At 65.8% G+C, this 22,819-nt stretch carries 18 protein-coding genes; 5 read left to right on the top strand and 13 right to left on the bottom strand.

The genetic code is table 11. The features are described 5' to 3' along the window. Positions 1–27: 27 nt before the first annotated feature. Together galE and AAGI46_05965 are read right to left on the bottom strand one after the other, a co-directional pair. Positions 28–1,020 carry a UDP-glucose 4-epimerase GalE gene (gene galE, locus AAGI46_05970; GenBank protein ID MEM1011752.1) on the bottom strand — a complete coding sequence of 331 codons (993 nt, stop codon included), beginning with the start codon at positions 1,018–1,020 and terminating at the stop codon, positions 28–30. A 305-nt stretch (positions 1,021–1,325) separates the two neighbouring features. After that, entirely contained in the window at positions 1,326–1,886 is a 561-nt protein-coding gene (locus tag AAGI46_05965; GenBank protein MEM1011751.1) for a DUF1802 family protein, read from the bottom strand. Positions 1,887–1,941: 55 nt separating this feature from the next. On the opposite strand from AAGI46_05965, the gene AAGI46_05960 reads away from it, so the two are divergent. Beyond that, a complete protein-coding gene (locus tag AAGI46_05960; protein ID MEM1011750.1) occupies positions 1,942–3,495 on the top strand; it encodes a sulfatase in 1,554 nt (517 codons plus the stop codon). On the opposite strand, the gene AAGI46_05955 is transcribed toward AAGI46_05960, so the two are convergent. The 5 genes from AAGI46_05955 to AAGI46_05935 all read right to left on the bottom strand — a co-directional run bounded on the left by AAGI46_05955 (position 3,447) and on the right by AAGI46_05935 (position 10,972). Beyond that, complete coding sequence (locus AAGI46_05955) at positions 3,447–4,892, bottom strand: efflux transporter outer membrane subunit (protein MEM1011749.1); 1,446 nt, start codon at positions 4,890–4,892, stop codon at positions 3,447–3,449. The genes AAGI46_05960 and AAGI46_05955 overlap by 49 nt on opposite strands. Continuing rightward, on the bottom strand, positions 4,889–8,077 hold the full coding sequence (locus AAGI46_05950) for an efflux RND transporter permease subunit (protein ID MEM1011748.1): 3,189 nt from the start codon (positions 8,075–8,077) through the stop codon (positions 4,889–4,891). The genes AAGI46_05955 and AAGI46_05950 overlap by 4 nt, the downstream gene beginning before the upstream one ends. Then, positions 8,074–9,249 (bottom strand): efflux RND transporter periplasmic adaptor subunit, encoded by a 1,176-nt coding sequence (locus AAGI46_05945; protein MEM1011747.1) that lies wholly within the window; start codon positions 9,247–9,249, stop codon positions 8,074–8,076. Before AAGI46_05945 ends, AAGI46_05950 begins: the two co-directional genes overlap by 4 nt. A gap of 64 nt (positions 9,250–9,313) precedes the next feature. Then, the gene (locus AAGI46_05940; GenBank protein ID MEM1011746.1) at positions 9,314–9,967 is read right to left on the bottom strand and encodes a CerR family C-terminal domain-containing protein; all 654 of its coding nucleotides are present in this window, start codon (positions 9,965–9,967) and stop codon (positions 9,314–9,316) included. Between the two features lie 93 nt (positions 9,968–10,060). After that, the gene (locus AAGI46_05935; protein MEM1011745.1) at positions 10,061–10,972 is read right to left on the bottom strand and encodes a UbiA-like polyprenyltransferase; all 912 of its coding nucleotides are present in this window, start codon (positions 10,970–10,972) and stop codon (positions 10,061–10,063) included. Between the two features lie 74 nt (positions 10,973–11,046). Between AAGI46_05935 and ubiE the strand changes: the two genes are divergently transcribed. Next, the gene (gene ubiE / locus AAGI46_05930) at positions 11,047–11,808 is read left to right on the top strand and encodes a bifunctional demethylmenaquinone methyltransferase/2-methoxy-6-polyprenyl-1,4-benzoquinol methylase UbiE (protein ID MEM1011744.1); all 762 of its coding nucleotides are present in this window, start codon (positions 11,047–11,049) and stop codon (positions 11,806–11,808) included. Here the strand turns inward: ubiE and AAGI46_05925 are convergent. Further along, entirely contained in the window at positions 11,805–12,386 is a 582-nt protein-coding gene (locus AAGI46_05925) for a hypothetical protein (GenBank protein MEM1011743.1), read from the bottom strand. The two genes, ubiE and AAGI46_05925, sit on opposite strands and share 4 nt — an antisense overlap. 8 nt (positions 12,387–12,394) lie before the next feature. Then, on the bottom strand, positions 12,395–13,543 hold the full coding sequence (locus tag AAGI46_05920; protein ID MEM1011742.1) for a calcium/sodium antiporter: 1,149 nt from the start codon (positions 13,541–13,543) through the stop codon (positions 12,395–12,397). A gap of 66 nt (positions 13,544–13,609) precedes the next feature. Between AAGI46_05920 and AAGI46_05915 the strand changes: the two genes are divergently transcribed. The 3 genes from AAGI46_05915 to ilvB all read left to right on the top strand — a co-directional run bounded on the left by AAGI46_05915 (position 13,610) and on the right by ilvB (position 18,142). Continuing rightward, positions 13,610–14,581 carry a homocysteine S-methyltransferase family protein gene (locus AAGI46_05915; protein ID MEM1011741.1) on the top strand — a complete coding sequence of 324 codons (972 nt, stop codon included), beginning with the start codon at positions 13,610–13,612 and terminating at the stop codon, positions 14,579–14,581. A 108-nt stretch (positions 14,582–14,689) separates the two neighbouring features. After that, positions 14,690–16,111: a DEAD/DEAH box helicase gene (locus tag AAGI46_05910; GenBank protein MEM1011740.1), complete on the top strand. Its 1,422-nt coding sequence runs from the start codon at positions 14,690–14,692 to the stop codon at positions 16,109–16,111. A 285-nt stretch (positions 16,112–16,396) separates the two neighbouring features. Next, entirely contained in the window at positions 16,397–18,142 is a 1,746-nt protein-coding gene (gene ilvB / locus AAGI46_05905) for a biosynthetic-type acetolactate synthase large subunit (GenBank protein MEM1011739.1), read from the top strand. Between the two features lie 89 nt (positions 18,143–18,231). Here ilvB and AAGI46_05900 read toward each other — a convergent pair whose 3' ends face one another. From AAGI46_05900 to infB, 4 genes are all read right to left on the bottom strand, one after another. After that, complete coding sequence (locus AAGI46_05900; protein MEM1011738.1) at positions 18,232–18,450, bottom strand: hypothetical protein; 219 nt, start codon at positions 18,448–18,450, stop codon at positions 18,232–18,234. Between the two features lie 78 nt (positions 18,451–18,528). Further along, positions 18,529–18,909: a hypothetical protein gene (locus AAGI46_05895; protein MEM1011737.1), complete on the bottom strand. Its 381-nt coding sequence runs from the start codon at positions 18,907–18,909 to the stop codon at positions 18,529–18,531. 60 nt (positions 18,910–18,969) lie between these two features. Further along, entirely contained in the window at positions 18,970–19,713 is a 744-nt protein-coding gene (locus tag AAGI46_05890; protein MEM1011736.1) for a Uma2 family endonuclease, read from the bottom strand. Positions 19,714–19,748: 35 nt separating this feature from the next. Continuing rightward, positions 19,749–22,733 carry a translation initiation factor IF-2 gene (infB, locus tag AAGI46_05885; GenBank protein MEM1011735.1) on the bottom strand — a complete coding sequence of 995 codons (2,985 nt, stop codon included), beginning with the start codon at positions 22,731–22,733 and terminating at the stop codon, positions 19,749–19,751. Positions 22,734–22,819 lie beyond the last annotated feature (86 nt).

The following is a 22,819-nucleotide window of genomic DNA, read 5'->3' as shown; positions in this document are numbered from 1 at the left end:
TCGCGATCGAGATCGCCACCTGAATGATCAGTCGCCGTAACCGTCGGGGTGCTTCTCGTGCCAGGCCCAGGCGGTCTTGATGATCTGGGCCGGGTCCTTGTACTGGGCCTCCCAGCCGAAGAGCTGTTTGGCGTACGACGGGTCGGCGTAGAGGGCGATCGCGTCGCCGGCGCGGCGATCGCCGTATTCGACCGGGACTTCCTTGCCCGTCACCGCTTCGGCGGCCTTGATGATTTCTTTGACGCTGAAGCCGCGACCGGTGCCGAGGTTGGCCTTGATTTCGCGATGCTCGTCAAGCGCTGCTGCCGCTTTGATGTGGGCGTCAGCAAGGTCGGCGACGTGGATGTAGTCACGGACGCAAGTGCCGTCGGGTGTCGGGTAGTCGGTGCCGAAGACCGTCAGCGCCGGCCGCTTGCCGAGCAGGGCCTCGAAGATGACCGGGATGAGGTGCGTCTCGGGATCGTGGTCTTCGCCGAGCTCACCTTCCGGATCGCAGCCGCAGGCGTTGAAGTAGCGAAGGGCGGCGTACTTGAACTCGGGATCGCTCGCGGCGAGGTCACGCAGGACGTACTCGACCATCAGCTTGCTCTCGCCGTACGGGCTAACCGGCGTCTGCGGTTCGCTCTCGGTGATCGGCACGGTGTCCGGATCGCCGTAGGTGGCACACGTGGAAGAGAAGACGAACTTCTTCACGCCAGCGGCCTTCATGCACTGGAGCACGTTGACGGTCGTGGCGACGTTGTTGTGGTAGTACATCAGCGGCTCGTGCACGCTCTCGCCGACGTATGCGTAGGCCGCGAAGTGCATGACCAGCTCGATGCCGTGCTCGCGGAGCGTCTTGGTGAGCAGCTCGGCATCGTCCAGCTCGCCCCAGACGCACGGCACCTTGAGGATGTCGCCGACGATCTTGTGACCGCGGTCGCCGTTGTCGTAGATGACCGGCTCGTGCCCGGCCGGTTTGAGGGCTTTGACCGTGTGCGACCCGATGTAACCCGCTCCGCCTGCGACGAGGACCTTCATGCGGGCAAGTTAGCACCGAGCCATCGCCGAAGCGACCGTCACACGCACCGAGTCTCACCCGAAGGCGGCCAGGTCGCCCCGCCCGTCGGCGTGTCGTCAGCCATTAGAAAGCGCGTCAGGTCGTAGCCGAAGTTGCTCGCGTCGCGAAGGCGTCGTTGTCGGTCGAGAAGTCTGGGTTGACGACGATGTCGACACCCACTCGGATCGCACTTCCACCAGACGTGGCTACGACATCTTGGCTGCGGCCGAACGCGCCGATCTCTTTGACGCCGATGCCGGAACTGCCGATGCCGGAATCGGGCCGTTCAGGTCTCCAGCATTCCGACGATTGCACTTTGAATCGCTGTGTGCGCGGCCTCAGCAAGGACGGGCTCGCCGAAGGTCGTCCGCGCCACGTCATCCGCAATCGGCACCCAGCTCCGGCAACCTGCGACCTCGTACGTGTTCGTCACGACCAGCGCCTCAGACAGAGCGAACGTGCGGACCACCACCAGATACAGCGGTCGCTCGGGGCGGTAGTTCCAGCGGAGGTCGAGGTACGACGCGCCCCACGGGTGGAAGGGCGACAGGCGATCGAGTGTGTCGCGGCTCGGCACGACATGGATGTCGCTTACACGGCAACCGTGGGTGACGTCGAATCGGGCCGGCTCGTCGTCGCCGGGTTCGAGGGCGTCGTGGAACTCGGGGCGGAGCATCGATGCGTCCTGGTGGAGCCGCGTCGGAAGCAGGGCGAAGGCATTGTGCTTGATGGCAAAGCCGCCCGGGCCTTCCTGGATGCCGCCTTTGCGAAGCAGCACGGACTGCCTGCCCTGGGCCAGAAGTCGGCAGACGGACTGCCACTCTTTGAGTGCGACATCCAGGGCCATCCCGCACGTTACGACGCGGCTGTCGGATCGCTGATCGGACCGTTACCGTGCCGGTATGCCGCGGATTGTCTACCTCGACCTCGACGCCCTGAACCCGTCGCATCTCGGCTGTTACGGATACCACCGCGACACGTCGCCCAACATCGATCAGCTTGCGAAGGATGGCGTGCGGTTCGACAACGTGTACTGCTCTGACGCGCCGTGCCTGCCGTCGCGGACGGCGCTCTACACCGGCAGATTCGGCATCCACACCGGCGTCGTCGGTCACGGCGACACTGCGGCCGACCCGAAACGCGAAGGGCCGGGGCGTGGCTTTCGCTCGACGTACGAAGAAGACAGCTTCCCACGCCAGCTCCAGAAGCTCGGCATGCACACGGCGATGATCTCGCCCTTCGGACAGCGACACGCGGCCCACCACTACTACGCCGGCTTCAACGAAATCCATAACACCGGCGAGGGTGGGCAAGAGCCCGTCGAGACCGTCGAGCCGGTGCTGCAGAGCTGGCTGGATCGCAACGTCGAGCGTGACGACTGGTACTTGCACCTGAACTTCTGGGACATCCACACACCGTACCGCGTGCCGATGGACTACGGCGATCCGTTCGCGAACGAGCCGATCGCCGACTGGTTCACCGACGATGTCATCCAGCGACACCTTCAACGTGGCGGGCCGCACAGTGCGTCGGACCTCGGCATGTACGGCGATCACCCGACCGATCGCTACCCGCGCGTGCCGTCACGCATCACCGACCGCGCGTCCCTCACACGCTGGATCAACGGCTACGACACCGCCATCCGCTACGTCGATGACGCCGTCGGACGGCTGATCCAGCGACTCAAGGACGCGGGCGTCTACGACGACACGATCATCCTCGTCAGCGCCGATCACGGCGAAAACCAAGGACAACTCGGGATCTACGGCGAACACGGCACGGCCGACCACGCGACGTGTCGGCTGCCGTTCATCCTGAAGTGGCCGGGCATCGAGGGCGGTCGCGAATTCGCGTCGCTGCACTACCACCTCGACTGGCCGACGACGTGCCTGGAGCTGCTCGGCCAGGAAGCCGCAGCCATGACGCCGGCGGTATGGGACGGCAAGAGCTTCGCCGACACGCTCAAGACCGATCGGCCGGGCGGTCGCGACGAGCTGGTGCTGTCGCAGTGTGCTCACGTCTGTCAGCGCTCCGTCCGCTTCGAGGCCGACGGCAAGTCGTGGCTCTACATGCGGACCTACCACGACGGGTTGCATCCGTTCGACAAGCACACGCTCTTCAACCTCACCGACGACCCGCACGAGCAGCACGACGTCGCCGATCAGCATCCCGAGCTGCTACGCGAAGCGACGTGGCGACTGTTGAACTGGCACGACGAAGCGATGGCCAGCGTGGTCCGCGACTGCAGCGACGTCGTCGATCCGCTCTACACCGTGCTGAGTCAGGGCGGGCCGTTCCACTGCAAGATCGACGGCAGCAGCAATCAACCGCGGGGCGGCGTGGATGCATACGTGCAACGGCTGCGCGATACGGATCGCAACGAAGCCGCCGATGCGGTGGAAGCGCGTTACGGCGCGCCGGCTTCCGTCGCTGCCCAACCACCGGCGAGCGCCTGATAGAGCGTCACGGCGTCGGCCAACGCGGTCGCCCTGGCGGCAGTGAGGCGGTCTTCAATGTCGACCAGCGCTTGCTGCGCGTCGAGGACCACCTGAAAGTCGCGAAGGCCGCGGTCGTAGAGGACGCGCGACAGCTCAACGCTCCGCTCGGCTTCGGTCAGTGCTCGATCGAGCTGCTCGGCCTCAGCGTGGCTTTCGCGTCGGCGGACGAGGCCACGCTCGACCTCTTCGATCGCGACGAAGACGGCCTGGTTGTAGCTTGCCACGGCCGCGTCGACCTGGGCTTGCTCGACCTCGCGCAGGGCCCGCAGCCGGCCGGCGTTGAAGAGCGGCACGCTGACGCCCGGACCGATCGACCAGGTGCGGCTGGCGGCCTCGAAGAGGTTGTCGCTGTCGACGCTCTCGAGCGCGAACAGACCCGAAATGCGGAACTTCGGATAGAGCTCGGCCGTCGCGACGCCGACGTCGGCGACGGACGCGGCGAGGTTGCGCTCGGCTTGACGAAGGTCGGGCCGGCGTCGGATCAGGTCCGCTGGAACGCCAGCGTCGGGAACCGGCGGCAGCGTCGGCAGCGCCTGGTCGACCGTCAATTCGTCGAGCAGTGCCGAAGGCGATTGGCCTGTGAGGACGGAAAGGCGAAACGCCGCCGACTGTTCGGCGGCACGCAGCGGTGGCAGGGCGGCCTTGGTGGTCTCGAGCTGCGTGCGAGCGCGGGCGACGTCGACCTCCGGCACGAGCCCCGCTTGACGCTTGCGGTTCACGAGGTCGAGCGTCGCCGCCTGGAGCTCGATGTTGCGACGCTGCACGCCGAGTCGGCCCTGGGCAGCACGGAGGTCGGCGTAGTTCCGGGCGACTTCCGCGGCGACGATCAGCGACAGGTCACGCGCGGCTTCGACCGTCGCCTCGGTCCGAGCCTCGGCGGCCTCGACCTGCCGACGGACCTGCCCGAAGACGTCGAGCTCCCAAGCTGCGTCGACGCCGACGGAGTAGAGGTTCTCCTCCAGCTCGATGCCGGGAATGTTGTTCGCAGCCTGGCCGATGCCGGCGTTTTCCGAAGAGCGGGTGCGCGTGTAGCTGGCAGCGCCGTTAATGGTCGGAAAGAAGCCCGACTGGGCCGATCGACGGAGCAGCCGCGCCTCGCGGACGCGTGCCTCGGCCGCAGTGAGGTCGAGGTTGTCCGCGAGCGCCTCTTCGACAAGGCGTTCCAGCAACGCGTCGTCGAACGTCGTCCACCAGCGGGTCGTCTCGTCGACGACAAACACCGGACGCGTGGTCGGACGCGTCGAAGCGAACGTGGCCTGCATGCCAAGGTCGTCGTCGGTCGGCCGTTCATAGTCGGGTCCGACGGCACAGCCGACGACCAGCAGCGGAATCGCGAAGAAGAGTCGCTGGTTCATGCGGGCGCGGGTGTGAAAGCCGGTGCGGGAACGGCGGGTACGTCGTCGCTTTCGCTCGGCCCGGTTCCGATCAGGCCGAACTTGCGCGGATGAAAGACCACGTAAGCCGCCGGGATGAAGAACAAGGCCAGGAGCATCGCCCCCAGAATCCCGCCGAAGAGCACGATCGCCAGGCTCGGCCAGAAGTCACCCTCGGCCAACAGCAGCAGCGGGGCAAAGCCGCCGAGCGTGGTGAAGGTGGTCGACAGAACGTGACGCGTGCAGCCGATGACTTCTTTGATGAGCGCCTCGCGATCGCCTGCGCGGGCATCGGGGTTGTTGCGGATCGAACTGATGACGACGATCGAGTCGTTGAGTGCGACGCCGATCAGGCCGAGCGTGCCGAGAATCATGTTGAAACCGATCGGCAGCGAGATCGACCAAGTCGACAGGAGGGCGAACCCGACACACGAGCCGGCAATGACGAACAGCATGCCCGCCATTCGGAGGCTGCGGAATGTCAGGATGAGCGTCGCGACCAGGATCAGCACGATTGCCGGAGCGAACGAGGCGAGGTTGCCCTGCGAATCACCCGACTGCTCGGCCTCGCCGCCGAAACCGATCGTGTAGCCGGGCGGAAGGACGAAGCCGCTGTTCTCCGCCTCTTCGAGGATCGACTTCTGCAACTCTTGTGCTGGGGAGCCCTCGCGCGTGAAGGCCTCGATCGTGTTGATGCGCAGACCGTCGTACCGGCTGATGCCAGCCTCGGTCGGGCGGAGCGTCAGTTCGCCGATGGCTGAGAGTGGGACGTATCCGCCACCCGGCGTGGCGAGCTGGGTCGAGGCGACGGCTTCGGCCGACGTTCTGCCGTCGCCGGCGTGACGGACGCGGACGGGCAGTTCCTCGGTCCCTTCGAGCACACTGCCGCCGGTGACGCCGATGAGGTTGGCGGCGAGCTGTCGTGCGACGTCGGTAGTGTCGAGACCTGCGAGTCGCGCCTCGTCTTCGTCAGCCTCGATCCAGAGCTTGGGCGTACCTCGGGCAACGCTCATCGACGCGTGGACGACGTCGGGATGACGCTGCAATCGCAGGCGAAGCTGCTCGCCGAGGTCCTGCAGCGTGTCGAGATCATCGCCGAAGATGCGGTACTCGATGTCGGCCGCAACGGGTGGGCCCTGGCCGAACTTTTTGACGACGATGCGGGCTCCCGGGAACTCGGCGTCGAGCTTGTCCTGCAGCGGCCGAACGACGCGATCGGTCGTTCGCGAGTCCGTGGTGTGGACAACAGCCTGCGCGTAGTTCGCGCTGTTGTCCTGGTTCATGATGAGGTTGTAGTAGACGCTCGGATAGCTGGCCCCGACGAGCCAGTCGAGTCGTTCGATGCCGTCGATGTCGCGTGCGGCATCTTCGACAAGCTCGGCGACGCGCTGCGTCTCTTCGATCGACGCCGACTCGGGAAGCCAGAGCTTCAGGTCGAACATGTCGCGACTCGTCGGCGGGAAGAAGGATCGGCTGAGAGACGACCCGACCACCATGCCTGCCGCCGGCAGGGTCAGTGTGAACAGGATCGCCATGAGCGGGAACGCCACGACGAGGCCGAGCAGGCGTCGGTACTGCCTGGTGACAGCGTCGCTTTGCAGCCCGTTGCGGAGCCAGCGTCGAACAAGGCTCGGCCGATGATCGAGCGGCCCGGCGGCGTAGAGGCCGGCGAGGCTGACGATGACGGTCATCGCGACGAAGAACGACCCGATGATGGCCAGAATCACGCTGATCGCGATGCCGCCGACGAAGTCGCCGCCGCTGCCGGGCAGCAGTGCGATCGGGGCGAAAGCGAGCACCGTCGTCAGTGTGCTCGCCGCGAGCGGGCCGAAGTATGTCCGCACGACTCGGCGTACCGCATCGATGCGCGTCTCACCGGCGGCGAGGTGCTGGTTGACCTCGTCGGTCACGACGATGGCGTTGTCGATGAGCAGGCCCAGCGCGATGATCATCCCGAAGACGCTCATCTGGTGCAGCTCACCGCCGATGACGAGCAGCGAAAAGAGCACCGAGCCCGACACCAGCGGCAGCGTCGCGCCGACGATGATCGCGGATCGCCATCCCATGAACATGAAGATGACCATCACGACCACGCCGCAGCCCAGCAGCAGGTTGCCGACGAGTTCGAGCAGGCGTGTCTCGGTGTAGGTCGACTGGTCGAACGAGACGTCGAGCCCGACACCGCCGCCCAGGGTTTGTCCGTAGGCGTCGACGACCTGCCGTGCCTGCTCGGTCCACGCGGTGACTCGGCTTCCGCGACCCATGCGGGCGGCGACAAGGACGGCCCGTTCGCCGTCGGTCATCGCGATCTGCTCAGGCGGGTCGCGAGTGCCCTTCGACACGATCGCGACATCGCCGACGCGGAGCACGTTGCCGTCGCCGTTCTCAACCAGCGGCACGTCGGCCACGCGTTGACGCGAGTCGAGCGCGCCGGTCACTTCAATCGGCAGAGCGTCGTCGGCATCGCGAAACACACCTGCCGCCACCTTCGCGTCCGCCTGGGCCGTCGCCCGCGCGACCGCCCGCGTGTCGAGCCCGAGCATGGCCAGCTCGTCCTCGTCGACCTCCACGACGATCTCCTCTTCCACGGCACCGAAGACGTCGACCACGCTCGTCCCGCCGACGTTGCGAAGCCGGTCGGAAAGGGCCTCTGCGTGACGGGTCAGGATGCCGCGGTCGGGCTCCGACTCAGCCTGCCAGGTCAGGCTGACGATCATCGTGTACGCGGTCGCGCCACGCTGATCCTCCAACACCGGCGGCCCGGCCTCTGGCGGGAAGTCGCGACGTGCGGATTCGAGCTGATCGCGAATGCGACTGAACAGCCGCTCGTTCTCTCCCGCGACGACGGCGTCTTCGAGTTCGATGCCCACGATGCTCACTCCGGTCCGGCTGGTCGACGTGACCGTCTTGATCTCCGGGATTTCGCGGAGTTCCTCCTCGATCTTTTCGGTCACGAGCGACTCGACACGCTCCGCGCTCGAACCCGGCACGGCCGTGACCACCAGCGGATTGCGGCGGACGATGATCGGGTCCTCCATCACGGGCAGCGACAACGTCGCCAGCAGACCCGTGACGAGCAGCACCGAGATGGTCAGCCACAGCAGGTATTTGTTCCGGAAAAACAGCGTCGCGAAGCCGCCCGTCTCCGAAGCTGTCGGACCACTCATGGCTGAGCCTCCGCGACTCGGACCGGCAGGCCGGGCGTCAGCTTGTGGATGCCCTCGGTCGCAACGAGCTCACCGGCACCGAGCGTGCCGCGGACGAAGACTCGATCGCCGCTGGTGCGGAGGAGCTGCAGTTCGCGGCGTTCGAGCTGATGCGTCGCTCCGTCTTTGAGGCCGTCGGTTGGGACGGCGACGTAGCACGCCCACAGGCCGCGCGTGCCTTCGGTCAACGCGCCCAGCGGCAGCGAGAACCCGCTGGCTTCGATGAAGTCGGTCACTTCCAACGTCGCCCGGTCCCCGACGCGAATGCCGTCGAGCGGCCGATCGAGAACGAGGATCGCCTCGACCGTTCGAGCACGGTCGCCGACGGTCGGGAGCACCGCTCGGACCGTCGCGGGAACGCGCTGTCCGCGGATGACGACTTCGGTGCGTTGCCCAGCCTCAACCGAGGTGACAGCGGGACCGGCCAGACCGATGCGAGCTTCGGGCGACTCGCGATCCACCAACTCGAACGCAACCTGCCCGGGCGAGACGACGGCCCCTTCGTCCACCGTGCGGTCGACCACGATTGCGTCAAATGGTGCCAAAAGCTTCGACTTGGCAAGGTCGACGTCGATGCCCGCGAGCGCCGCCTCGGCGACCTCGACGGCTGCGTTGGCGGAGTCGAGCTGACGGCGTGCGTCGTCAAGCGCCTGTTCGGCGACGGCGTCGAGCTCGCGAGCCTCGGTCGTGCGGCGGAACGTCTCCTCCGCCAGTCGCACGTCCGCCTTGGCCTGCCGCAGCCGTGCTTCGGCCTCGACCTTGGTCGCGTCGAGGCGGGCCGTGTCGAGCCGTGCGAGCAGCTGGCCCTGCGTGACGACCTCGCCCGCGTCGGGCGCGGCTTCGATGACCATGCCCTGCCGCTCGAACGACGCCATCGTCGTGCGACGTGCCTCGACGAGCCCGACGAAGCGTCGCGTCTCGTCGTAACCGTCAGACCGCTCGGCCGTCATGACCGTCACTAACAGAGGCGGTGCAGCACGCGCGCCGACGGCGTTCTCTTGCCCGTCAATCGTCGACGCTCGCAAGACGACGGCTCCGGACAGAATCGCAGCACACACGATCACCACCGCGACACGGCCAAGCCACCGCTTTGCAGATGAAGGTGCTTTGTTGGTCGTGTCTTTGGTTGTCATGACATCATGGAAAAGCGCTCATTCCGAGGAACGAGTCGACCATCGTGAAGCGAACACAGTCCTGCTACGGCGCGGCAAACGCTTTGATTCCCGCCGTGGCAAATGTTGTTATGTCGTCGGCGAGCTTCTTGAGTGCGGGCTTGCTCTTGGGTACGGGAACGCCGACGCGATTCTGAATCTCGCGGCTTTGGTGAGGATGCACGCACAGAGCCACGACGTGATTGCAGAGTCGTCGCATCGTCGCCTCGGGCACCTCTTGTCCAATCATCGCCCGGACCATCTGGCGAAGGCTGCCGTGCATCGGGCCGGCACACTTTTCCATGAACAGGTCGATTCCGCCCGGCGTCGGACTGATCATCTCGTGACTCAGCAGGTGGCCGAGTGACGGCGTGAAGCGCACGTCGCGATAGAGCATCAAATCGACGAACCACGCGATGAACTCGCCAAGCGCCTCCTCGGGCGTTTGCGTCTGCGGGTCGTAGGTCGGAATGCTGCGGTAGTTCGTCGTCCGCTCCACGGCCGCACGCCAGACGGAGGAGTAGAGCTCTTCCTTCGAGCCGAAGTGATACTTGACCGCCGACACGTTCGCCTCGGCGCGGTCGCACATCGCTCGGACGCTGGCATTCTCGAAGCCGTGACGCGCAAACTCCTCCCCGGCCGCCTCGAGCAGGCGTTGCCGGACGTCGCCGTCGGTGTGGGAAGCAGTGCCGCGCGCCATGGGGCATCGTTGGCACCGTATGCCGCAAACGACTGTTTGCAAACAGTCGTTTGCGAAAAACGCAGGCGCCATTGTGTCCGGACAGTGCGACAGTTACGCCAGGACCGCGTCGATGATGCCCGCAGATCCGAGCAGCACCGCGATCACGCCGTTGACCGTGAAGAACGCCAGCCCGACCTTCGACAGGTCATCCGCCCGGACCAGCCGGTGTTCGACAACGAACAACCCGCCCACAATCGCCACAGCCGCGTACCAGACCACGCCCAGCAATGGCGACGCGACGCCCAGCGCAACGAGGAACGCCATCGCCACGACGTGCGTTGCGCGACTGACCCACAGCGCCTTGGCGATGCCGAGCTTCGACGGCACGGAGTGAACGCCGTCACGCACGTCCGTCTCCACGTCAGCCGTCGCGTAGATGACGTCGAAGCCGGCCGTCCAGCAGAGCACGGCCAGGCCCATCAGGACAGGCTCGATCGCGATCGTGCCGGCCACCGCAATCCACGCACACGGCGGAGCCAGCGCGAGGCACAGGCCGAGGTAGTAGTGGCACAGACTCGTGAACCGCTTGAGCAACGGATAAGCCGCCAGCACCGCCAGCACCACCGGCCCGAGCATCGCCGGAAGCCAGTTGCCGTAGATCAGGCCGAACCCGACGCAGGCGACCTCGAATGCGATCGCCCAACCCACAACGGTCGTCGCGACATACCGCTTGGTCAGTCGCCCGGCCGGGATCGAACGTCTGCTGGTCCGGGGGTTTTTCGCGTCAATCTCCGCGTCGAGCAGGCGGTTGGCGCCCATCGCGACGGTCCGAGCGGCAATCATGCAGACGACCACAAGAACGAACGTGCCAACGCCCCAGGTCTCACCGAACTGCGCCTCTTTCGCCGCCAAAGTTGCCGCAAGGAGGGCGAAGGGCATCGCGAAGATGCTGTGCGACAGCTTGATGTCGGCCGCGAACGCCCCCAGCGCATCAACACCACGCAGCGGCTGAGCGGTCGTCACACAGCAGGGTAGGGGACGACTCGGATGCCACCAGGTTTGATGGTTGTCGAATGCCGACCCTCTAGCGTCGTCGCGTGCAGAAGGTTGACGGCGAGATCTGGGATCGCGAGCGGCTACGCGATCCGCACAAGGAAGCCGACAAGCAGAGGCGCGTCCGCGACATGTTTGCAGCGATCGCGCCCAGCTACGACCTCAACAACCGACTCTGGTCGCTCGGCATCGACCAGTCGTGGCGACGCAAAGCGGTGAAGCTGTCGCAGCTCAAGGGAGACGATCGCGTCGTGGATGTCGCCTGTGGGACCGGCGATCTGACGATCCTCTATGCCGACGCGGTCGCTCGCCTTGGGAAGCCGGCACCAGTCATCGGCGTGGACTACACACACGAGATGCTGCCGCCGGCCGTGAAGAAGACCGCCAGCGGAGCGGTCTATGCGAGTGGCGACGCGCAACGGCTTCCCATGTCGGACGCCTCAGCCGACGTCGTCTCGATTGCCTTCGGCATCCGCAACGTCGGTGACTCGCGCACGGCCTACGACGAGTTCTTCCGCGTGCTTCGGCCTGGCGGACGGGTCGTCGTGTTGGAGTTCAGCAAGCCGACCAACCGGCTCATCCGCACCGGCTACGACTTCTACTTCAACCACGTCCTCACACGCCTCGCCAGCCTCGTCGCTCGCGACAAGACCGGGGCGTACCGCTATCTCGCCAGCAGCGTCGAGACGTTCAAGCCGCGGCATGTCATGCAGCAGGAGCTGGAAGATGCTGGCTTCGTCGACGTCAAACAGACGCCCGTGACCTTCGGTGTCGCGGTGATCTATGTGGGGACGAAGCCGGCCTAGCCGTGGCGGTCTTGGCCGTCGCCGCCGCCGGGGAGTTGGCGGCTGGGTTCGTTGCTGTCGCCGACGATCTGGCGGGCGGTGTCGGTGATCTTGCCCTCTTCCATCAGCTGGCTCATCAGCACACGCCGATAGCTGGCAGCGCGGAGCTGTTCCTTCACGGCGTCGGTGCGCTCTTGACGCAGCTTGTCGTTCTGCGTGAACAGGGCTTCTTCCAGGGCCTCGTTCTCCAGGAGCAGGGCGTACATCGCGTCCGCCTGCTTGCCGCCAGAGTTGAAAAGCCCGCCGTAGCCGGCGGCCTTGCGTCGGTACTCCTCGACACGCGACATGAGGCTCTCTTTGTCTTCCTTCAGCTGCGTGTTCTCCACCTTGAGCGCGTCGAGCTCCTGGTCGTACACCTGCTTGAACCCACGCTGGGCGCTGAAGAGTTCTTCTTCCTTCCGCTGCATCGTCTTCTTCTGGCTGCCCACGCCCAGCCACCGCCCGACCTTGTAACCGACGAAGAGCATCAGCAACGCGAACAGAGCCAGCACGACGGCCCAGAACCACTGCTGGAATTCGCTCTCGAAGGTGGGCAGCATGGCGAAGCTTACGACGCCGAGCCCGCTCGCGCTTCACGCAGCTCCATCAGGCGTTCTCGACGCTGAAGGCGTTCGCGGAACGACAGGACTGCCGCGCCGGTCAGGCCGATCACCGTCAGCGGAACCACGAACGCCAGCATCACCCAGCTCAGCGGCGTGACGGCCTCGTGGCCCGTCGCGTCGAGCAGCAAGTAAGCCATGTACGCCGCGAAGTAGCCGAGCATGAGCAGGCCTTCGCCTCGGCTGATTCGGCCCTTGGTGAAGAAGATCGGGAAGCAAAGCACCGCGACCGCGCACATCACCGGCAGGTCGAAGTTGATCGCCGCCGTCGAGACCGGCACGCCCTCGGGCGGCAGGGCGGCGGTCAGGCCGAGGACGCACAGCAGGTTGAACAGGTTGCTCCCGACCACATTGCCCACGGCCAGGTCGCGTTCGCCTCGGATGCTTGCCAGGACGCTCGTGGCAATCTCCGGCAGGCTCGTCCCGATCGCGACGATGGTCAGGCCGATGACCAGTTGGCTCACGTTCATCGCCTCGGCCGCTGCGACGGCACCGTCGACCAGCCACCGAGCGCCGATCGTCAGCCCGACCAGTCCCGCAAACACCAGCCCGACGTCGCGCCACCAGACGGGTTTGGCATCGACCACGTCATCATCCGTCGGCACCGCGGCGGCTTTGCCACCTTTTCGAACGGTCTGAAAGACGACCAGCAGGTAGGCGATCAGCCCGCCGAACAGGATGAAGCCTTCGACGTGGCTGACGATTCCGTCCGCCGCCATGATCCAAACGAGGAAGCTGACGACGATTAGCAGCGGCACATCGAGCCGGACGAGTTGATCGCGCACCACCAGCGGTGCCACCAAAGCCGCAAGGCCGAGGACGAGCAGGATGTTCATGACGTTGCTGCCGACGATGTTGCCGACGGCGACGTCGCTGTTGCCCGTCAGGCTGCTGCCGACGCTCACAGCCAGTTCCGGGGCACTGGTGCCGAACGACACGACGGTGAGTCCGATGACCAGCGGCTTGATTCCGAAGCCCGCCGCCAGTCGTGATGCACCGCGAACCAGGAACTCCGCTCCGCCGATCAGCACCACAAAACCGGCGGCGAATCGCAGCCACAGCGGTACGAGTTGCTCGACCTGGAGGATCGCATCCACAGGCCGGCACGCTATGGACGTCCGGCGGATTTGCGAATTGCAGCTCCGCGTTTGCTATATTGCAGCGTGAGCGATCGCAAGCCTTTCCTCAATCTCGTCAACGAACGCGTCGTCGTCCTCGACGGCGCCATGGGCAGTGCGTTGCAGGAAATCGAGCTCGATCTCGACAAGGACTGGATGGGCCAGGAGAACATGAGCGAGGTGCTCAATCTCTCTCGGCCCGACGTCATCGAGTCGATCCACAAGTCGTTTCTCGAAATCGGCTGCGATGCCGTCCAGGCCAACAGCTTCGGTGGGAACCGGATCGTCATGGCCGAGGCGGAGATGGAAGACCGGGCCTACGAGGTGAGCCGTCGAGCAGCCGAGATCGCACGCAGTGCCTGTGACGCTTACGAGACGCCCGATTCCCCCCGGTACGCCATCGCCAGCGTTGGCCCGGGCACGAAGATCGCTTCGTTTGGCAATGTCGACTGGGACACCATGGAGGCCAGCTACTACGACAACGTCAAAGGCGTTCTCGACGGTGGGGCAGACGTGCTGCTTAGCGAAACCGCGCAGGACCTCTTGCAGATCAAAGTCTTCATCGCTGCGGCCAGGCGTGCTTTCGACGACACCGGCCGCAAGGTCCCCGTGATGGTCCAGGCCAGCTTCGACCTCAACAACGGGGCCAACATGCTCACCGGGCCGGACCCCGAGACGTTCGTCGCCACGTTTGTGCCCTTTTACGACAGCGGCGAGATCGACGTGCTCGGGCTCAACTGTGCCTACGGCCCGCAGGAACTCAGCGAGGCCGTCCGCACGATTGCCGCTCACTGGCCAGGCCCGGTCAGCGTCGTCCCCAACGCCGGCCTTCCCATCATGGTGAACGGGCAAAGCCAGTTCCCGCTCCAACCCCACGACTTTGCCGCCGGCGTCGAACGATTCGTGAGAGAGGTTGGCGTGAACATCGTCGGCGGCTGCTGCGGGACAAAGGTGCAGCACCTGAAGGCGCTGATCGACCGTCTCGGCCAGAACGCCCCGGCGACGGCGACGGCATAGTTGTTGAGCAGAAGGAGTTTGGACGGACCTTCAACGCGCTCCACGCCGTGCGGCTACGCTGTTCGGCACCGGCTCGTACCGGGTTCGTCGTCACCAGATCGTCCGCACATGACCGCCAAGGCCAAGCACCCGCCTCTCCCCGAAGCCTTCAAGAAACTCGACGTCGACCTCGACGTCCTCCGCGGCCTGGCCGACGCTGGTTTCGAAGAGCCGAGCGAAATCCAGAGCCTCATGATCGGCCCGGCGCTCGACGGGCACGACATCCTGGGCCAGGCACGCACCGGCACCGGCAAAACCGCTGCCTTCGGCATTCCGATCCTCTGCGAGGCCGTCCACGGCTACGCGACGCAGGCGATCATCCTCGCCCCGACGCGCGAGCTGGCCGTCCAGATCGAGGCCGAGCTCACGATGCTCGCCAAGCACACGAAGATCCGCGTCGCCTGCGTCTACGGCGGCGATCGCATCGCCAAGCAGATGCGCGATCTCAAGCACTCGCCCGAGATCATCGTCGGGACGCCCGGGCGCGTCATGGACCTCATCGAGCGGCGCGTGCTCGACTTCTGCAACATGCGGTTCGTCGTCCTCGACGAGGTCGACCGGATGCTCGACATCGGATTTCGCGACGACATCCGCAAGATCCTCAAGAGCATCAACGACGGCCTGGACATCCGGAACCGCGTCAAGGAGGTCTACGGCGTCAAGATCCACCAGGACTACGCCGACGCCGGCGACGAGGAGGGTGTGCCCGAGCTGCCCGACGACGAGCTGCAGACCATGTTCGTCAGCGCGACGATCTCGAAGGAGATCGAGAAGCTCGCTCGATCGTTCATGCGGAACGACGACGTCAAGAAGCTCGTCGCGACCGGTGCTGATGAGTCGCCGACGGTGGAGCTGGTCGAGCAGTACCACGTTCCCGTCAGCGGCTACGACAAGGGCGACCTGATCCTGGCGTTGCTGAAGCAAGAGGAGCCCGAGCTGGCGATCGTCTTCACCCGCACCAAGCGCGGGGCCGAGAAGCTGACCAAGAAGCTCACCGCCGCCGGCATCGACGTCCGCGAGATCCACGGCAACCTCAACCAGAGCAAGCGCGAGAAGGTCATGAAGGGCTTCCGCGACAAGAAGTTCGACGTGCTCGTCGCCACCGACCTCGCCAGCCGCGGCATCGACGTCCGGGGCGTGTCGCACATCATCAACTACGACGTGCCCGAAGACGCCGAGGCTTACGTCCACCGCATCGGCCGAACCGCACGCATGGGCAACGAGGGCAAGGCCTACACGTTCGTCACGCCTGACCAGGGCCAGGAACTGACGCGGATCGAGATGCTCATCAACATGGAGATCCCGCGTGGCGAGATCGAGGGTTTCGCCGGGCAATCGCGCGACGTCCAGCGTGCAAGCGAGGAAGAGGTCCTCGCCGCCGACGCCGAGCGCAACGGCCAGCTTGAAGCCAACCCCGAACCCGCCAAGCCCGAACCCCCACGCCGCCGACGCCGCGGCGTCGGCAAGTCCCCACTCCGCGGCCGGCGGTAGAGGTTTCGCCAGCCTTCACGTGAAAAAATGCAAGTCGGTGGTTGACACCGTCCGATAGCCACGCCACCCTCTCGACAGTGGCACGTCCGCGCGAGCTGATCATTCCGTTGCTCCGCCCGCTGATTGCGGTCGTCGTCCTTGTTGTCATCGTCGCCTAGCCGGCGACGGGGTCATCCGACCCGCCAGCCGCCGGCTCAACCCTCCGACCCGCCGAATCCCGGCAGGCCGCACCTCTTCCGCACGATCTTTCGCCCGCTTCCCGCTCCGCCCGATACACCCAAGGCCATGCACGCCTCCACCGCCGCACCCGTCCGTCCCGCTGAAAAAGCTCGCCCGGCCTACAAGGGCCGAACCGGCGCCCAGATCCTCTGCGACATGCTCACCGAGCAACACGAGGTCGACACCATGTTCGGCTACCCGGGCGGAGCGATCCTGCCCGTCTTCGACGCCCTCTACGACTCGCCGGCCAACTTCATCCTCAACCGGCACGAGCAGGCCTCCGGCCACGCCGCCGACGGCTACGCCCGCGTCACCGGCAAGCCGGGCGTCTGCATCGTGACCTCCGGCCCGGGTGCGACCAACACCGTCACGCCGCTCGCCACCGCCCAGATGGACTCGGTGCCGATCATCGTTTTCTCCGGCCAGGTCGCCACCGCCGTCATCGGCAACGATGCCTTCCAGGAGGCCGACGTCACCGGCATCACGAGGCCTTGCACCAAGTGGAACTACCTCGTCAAGGACGTCCGCGAGCTGCCGCGCGTCGTCAACGAGGCCTTCACCGTCGCCACCAGCGGCCGGCCGGGACCGGTGCTGATCGACCTGCCCAAGGACGTCACGACGGCGACGCTCACCGAAGAGGTCGACGACACGCCGCGCAACCACATCCTGGCACGCCAGTTCTTCGGCGCGGCCGGCGGTGACGAAAAGAGCCTCGACGAGGCGGCCGAACTGATCAACAAGGCCGAGCGACCCGTCCTCTACGTCGGCGGCGGGGCGATCATCGCCGACGCCTGGCAGGAGCTTCGCCGCTGCAGCGACAAGGGCAACATCCCCTGCACGACCACGCTGCTCGGCATGGGCGCGTTCGATGAGCACGACCCCAAGTCGCTCTACATGCTCGGCATGCACGGCAGCGCGTTCGCCAACTACGCCGTCCAGGACAGCGACGTCCTCATCGCCGTCGGTGCCCGTTTCGACGATCGCGTCACCGGCAACCTCGCGAGCTTCGCCCCCAAGGCCAAGATCATCCACGTCGATATCGACCCGTCGAGCATCGGCAAGAACGTCGACGTCGACGTCTCGGTCATCGGCGACGCCAAGGCCTCGCTGGCCGCACTCGAAGACCGGCTCGAGTTCCGCGATCGCGGCGAGTGGTTTGCCAAGATCGACCGCTGGAAGCAGAAGCACCCCTTCGCCTTCCGCGACGACTCCGAACACTCCAAGCCGCAGTACGTTATCGAAGAACTGCATAAACAGACCAACGGCGAGGCGATCATCACCACCGGCGTCGGCCAGCACCAGATGTGGGCGGCCCAGCACTACCGCTGGCGCTTCCCGAGGCAGATGGTCACCTCCGGCGGTCTCGGCACGATGGGCTACGGGCTGCCGTCGGCGCTGGGTGCACAACTCGGTGCGAAGGACAAGGTGGTCGTCGACATCGACGGCGACGCCTCGTACCTCATGACCTGCTACGAGCTGGCGACGCTGGCCGAGTACAACATCCCGGCCAAGATCATGATCCTGAACAACGACTTCCAGGGCATGGTCAAGCAGTGGCAGGACCTCTTCTACGAGAAGCGGTACAGCCAGACGAAGATGAAGAACCCCGACTTCGCCGCAATGGCCGAGAGCTACGGCGTGAAGGGCGTCAAGTGCCGTGACAAGGCCGACGTGCCGAAGAAGGTCGAAGAGATGCTCAACCACCCCGGGCCCGTCGTCGCCGACTTCTTCGTCGACCCCGAAGAGCACGTCTACCCGATGGTCCCGGCCGGTAAGGGCCTCCACGAGATGAAGCTCGGCGGCATGGCGTGACGATCTTTCATCGCTCAGCCCTGGCCTAGACACAACACCGCCCGCCACGATGATCGTGGCGGGCGGTTTTCGTTGGAGGTTGCGTGAAGCTACTTCGAGCAGCAGCTCGACGCGGCCAAAACCGTTGCCTGCGGCTTTGGCGTGTCGCAGCAGGAGTCGACGGTGGTGCCACAGCAGGACACGCAGTCATTGCCGCAGCATGCCTGGCAGGTGGCGGCGTCGCCGCCGCAGGCAGCGGCGTTCGCGTCGGCAGCATCACGCTCGCCGGCGAAGCCAGCAAGCATCATCAGAATGAAAATCAGGTTCATCAGTCACTTTCGTTTGAAGTCGGATGAGCAGGAAACGAGCAGGTCGTCGCCGTGGAACGGCGTGACGAGCGGCCCGAATCAACAATCCAACCGACACGAAAGCGACAACAAGTTCGGCGGCGGCGGGGCTGGTCCCGGAGCAGCGACGAACCCTGCCGCGGCAACTGGCTTGGCCAATACGTCGGCCATCACAACCGCCACCAACGGCGGCGGATCGAGACGTTCCGTCTTGTCCGCAGACACCGCCGACAGATCGATCGCCTCGATCAGACACTCGCCATCACACGGCTCACCAGAATCCCGCTCCGCCGGCTCCGGCGTGCAGCACGACCCAGCAACCGGCGTGTGACGATCATCAATCGTGCACAGCGACTGGCAAAGGCTCCGCAACCCCACACCACCCACCACCAGCGGCAACACCGCCGTGACGAGCAAGAGTGTGAGCAGCCGAGAACGCATCGCTGTCGAAAGTATACCACACGCCGACGCGGACAGGTGCGATCGCTCGACGAGCTTTGATCAGCTCGACTTTGTCAATCGCACCCGCCCGGCGAAGTCGGCATGCGGCTGAGCGCTGAGTCCCTCGTCGAGTTCAACGAGCAATCTTGCAGCATCCCCGGCGATCAAGGCCGTCGGATCGAGGCGTAAGCCCGGGAAAACACGGCTTTCCAGCGCGTCTTCCTTCAATTCGATCGGTGTCGGCTCGCCAACCGGATCGAGGGTGAACCACCGAACCTCGGCCGGCTTGCGATCGGCGAGGACGACGAGATACTCCCGAACGCCGTTGCGGGCGTAGGCCCGAAGCTTGGCGTTCAGGTCGACCCGAGCCGTCGATGCCGACACCTCCACGACCAGCTCCGGCCCGCCGGCCACGTACTCTTTGCCGCTTCGAGTCACGACCTCTGTCTGACCGCCTGCCGAAGTCGGGATCCCCAGCAGGACATCCGGCTGGGGCTCATTGATTCCATCGAGCAGGACCGACCCGTCGATTCCAGCGATGAGGCCCGGCGTGCGAGCTACGTAGTGCATGAGCCACCCACTCACGAGGAAGTGTGGCGAGGCGTGGGCGTTCAGGCTGACAGGGGAGGCCATCTCGTCGTTGTCATAGAGGTAGACGATGCCCTCGATCAACTCCGCACGAACGCCGGGACCCATCGCCTCGTACCGGCGATGGAACTCCTCGCGATCGAGGCGATCGCCGTCGTTTAAAGGCGGAATCACCTCGGCGTCAGCCGTCAACGGCGCTGTAGCCACATCGCCCATGGCCTCATTCTACACGACCCAGCGGTCGTCACGGTCTACAGCGACCGGGCGACCTCTTCACGCACGTAGAACTCCAGCTTGTCGCCGTCTTTCACGTCGTCGTAGTTCTGGAGGTTGAGACCGCACTCGAGGCCTTGTTTGACCTCGCGGACGTCGTCCTTGATGCGGCGGAGGCTTTCGATCTTGAGGCCTTCCTGGACGACCCGGCCGTCGCGGAGCAGGCGGACCAGGGCGTCGCGGCCGATGGTGCCGTCGGTGACGTAGCAGCCCGCGATCGTGCCCAGGCGACTCGAGCGGAAGGTCTGGCGAATCTCGGCCGTGCCGCGGTAGCTCTCCTGGATCTCCGGCTCAAGCAGACCCGACAGGGCGAGCTTGATGTCGTCGTAGATCTCGTAGATCACGCTGTACGTGCGAATCTCCACGCCACGCTGCTCGGCCAGGTGACGCGCACCCTCGTCGATGCCGACGTGGAAGCCGATGATGACGGCCTCGGAGGCGTCGGCGAGTTCGACATCGCTTTCGTTGACGGCGCCGACAGCGGAGTGGATCGTCTTGACCTGCACTTCCTGGTTGTTGTGCTGGCCGACGGTGGCGACGAGGGTCTCGACCGAGCCCTTGACGTCGCCCTTGAGGATGAGGTTGATCGTGCTGATCTGCCCTTCGGCGACGGTGTCGAACAGGTTGTCGAGGCTGACCTTGTTCTTGAGCGCCAGCTCATCTTGTCGCTGGGCCGTGCGACGCTCTTCGGCGACGGCGACGGCTTCGTCGAGGTCGCTCATGATGAAGAACGCATCGCCGGCCGACGGGACCTCGTTGAAGCCCGAGACCAGCACCGGCATCGACGGCCCGGCCTCCTTGACGCTCGTTCCGTTGGCCAGCTGCAACGCTCGCACCCGGCCCCAGCCGACGCCGGCGAGGATGACGTCGCCGACCTTCAGCGTGCCTTGCTGCACAAGGACGGTCGCCACCGGACCCAGGCCCTGCGCCTGGCGCGCCTCGATGACGCGCCCTCGCGCCGGCGTCTGCGGGGCGGCTTTGAGTTCGAGAATTTCCGCCTGGATGTCGAGGATTTCGAGCAGATCCTCAATACCTTCGCCCGTCATGGCCGACGTGCGGACGACTTCGGTGTCGCCGCCCCATTCGGCCGGATTGAGGTCGGCGGCGGCGAGTTCGCCGAGCACCTTGTCGGGGTTGGCGTCGGGGCGATCGATCTTGTTCATCGCCACGACCAGCGGCACGCCGGCGGCCTTGGCGTGGTTGATTGACTCGGTCGTCTGCGGCTGGATGCCCTGAGCGGCATCGACCACGAGGACGACGATGTCCGTCACCTGCGCACCGCGGGCACGCATCGCGGTGAACGCCTGGTGGCCCGGCGTGTCGATGAACGTGATCGGCTTCTGCTCGCCCTCACGCTCGACGGTGACGTCGAACGCGGCCACGTGCTGCGTGATGCCACCGGATTCGCCGGCGACGACGTTGGTGTTGCGGATCTTGTCCAGCAGCGACGTCTTGCCGTGGTCAACGTGGCCGAGAATCGTGACGACCGGCGGGCGAGCGGAGATGTCGCCGTCGTCGAGCTTGGCTTCGACTTCGGCGAACCGCTCGGCCAGCTTCTCTTCGGCCGTGGGCTCACGCTCGACCTCGACCTCAACGCCGAACTCCATCGCCAGCGCTTCGGCCTGCTCGACGTCGAGCGGCGAATTGATGTTCACGCCACGCGCACCGTGCTTGACGAAGAGCGTGCGGAGCAGGGCGTTTGACCGGACGCCAAGATCGTTCGAAAGGCTCTTGACGGTGATCGGCTCCTTGACGATGACCGGGCCTTCCCGCTGCGACGGAGTCGGAGCGCGGAAGCCCTGGCCGCGACGGGCGGTCCGCTGCATCTGCCGGTCGAGCAGGCTGCGGTTGGCCTTGGCGGCGTTGAGGGCGTCGCGACGGGCGATGATGTCGGCGTCGGTGAACTCGCGGAGCTTTTCGAGCGCTTCGCCGCGTCGGCCGTCGGTGCGGCGTCGACCGGACAGGCTGCCGCCACGATCGCCGGCTCCGCCGCCTTGTTGCTGGCCCGGTGCCGGCTCACGAAGTTTGACGCCGCCGCCACCCTTTGCCAGCGGACCCTGAGGGATCCGACCCGGACCACCGGGACGGTTCGGGCCGCCCTCGCCACGACGACGCGGCGTGGGGACGTGATCGGGCGCTTCGACGCGAACGACCTTCGGTCCTGAGACCTCGGCCTTCTTCAGCGTCGACAGCTGCGGCGCGGCCTTGACCGGGCCTTCGGCCTGACGCTTGGCCTCGCGCTCGGCCTTGATGCGATCCTGAAGCTCCTTCTGCTTGTCGGCCAGCGTGATCGTCGGCCGCATCTCCTGCTCGGGCAGACCGGTCGCCGGATTGACAGGCGTGCCTGCGGGCGCGGCCGGAGGTCGGACACCGCCTCGGCCGGCACCGGTCGGCGGGGCGGGTTGCGGTGCGTCCTTGGGCAGGGGCGTTCCGACGGGACGCGTCGGAGCCTTCGGCGCCTCGACTGCGGAACGGACGGGCGTAGGCGGTTGCGGCGGCGGGATGATCCGGCCGGTCTTGGGGTCGCGTCGGCCGAGGCTCGTGTCTGGGCCCTGGATCGCCGGTGCCTGGGGCGCTGCCTGAACCGGCGGCCTGGGCGGCGCGGGCGGTGGTGGAGGCGGAGGAGGTGGGGCGGCTTCAGCTGGCGGCGCTTCGGGCGTCTCGGCTGGGGCGTCGATCGTCTCGGCCGCCTTCTTCTTCGGAGCAGCTTTTTTGGTCGTCTTCTTGGCGGTTTTCTTTGCGGCCTTCTTGGCCGGGGCCTTCTTGGTCTTGGTGGTCGTCGTGCTGACGATCAGACCTTTCTCGGCCCAGTCGCGCACAGTCGCGGCCAGACCTACGCCGATGGTGCTCTGGTGGTTGGGTGCCTGATCGCCAAGCCCCTCTTGGCGGAGCTTTTCGAGAACATCCTTACTCTTGAGACCCAGCTCTTTCGCTAGTGCACTGACGCGAATCCCTTTAGCCAAAACCGACTCCCGCGGCGATGCCGCACGTGTGTTCGCCAACCAGGGCCGTGCCGCCGGACCATCGTCCGCCACGGCACCGACCCGCC

It is taken from the genome of Planctomycetota bacterium, assembly GCA_038746835.1.
Taxonomy (GTDB): Bacteria; Planctomycetota; Phycisphaerae; order Tepidisphaerales; family Tepidisphaeraceae; genus JBCDKH01.
Note: the sequence above shows the minus strand (reverse complement) of the source record. Positions and strands in the feature narration are given on the sequence as shown.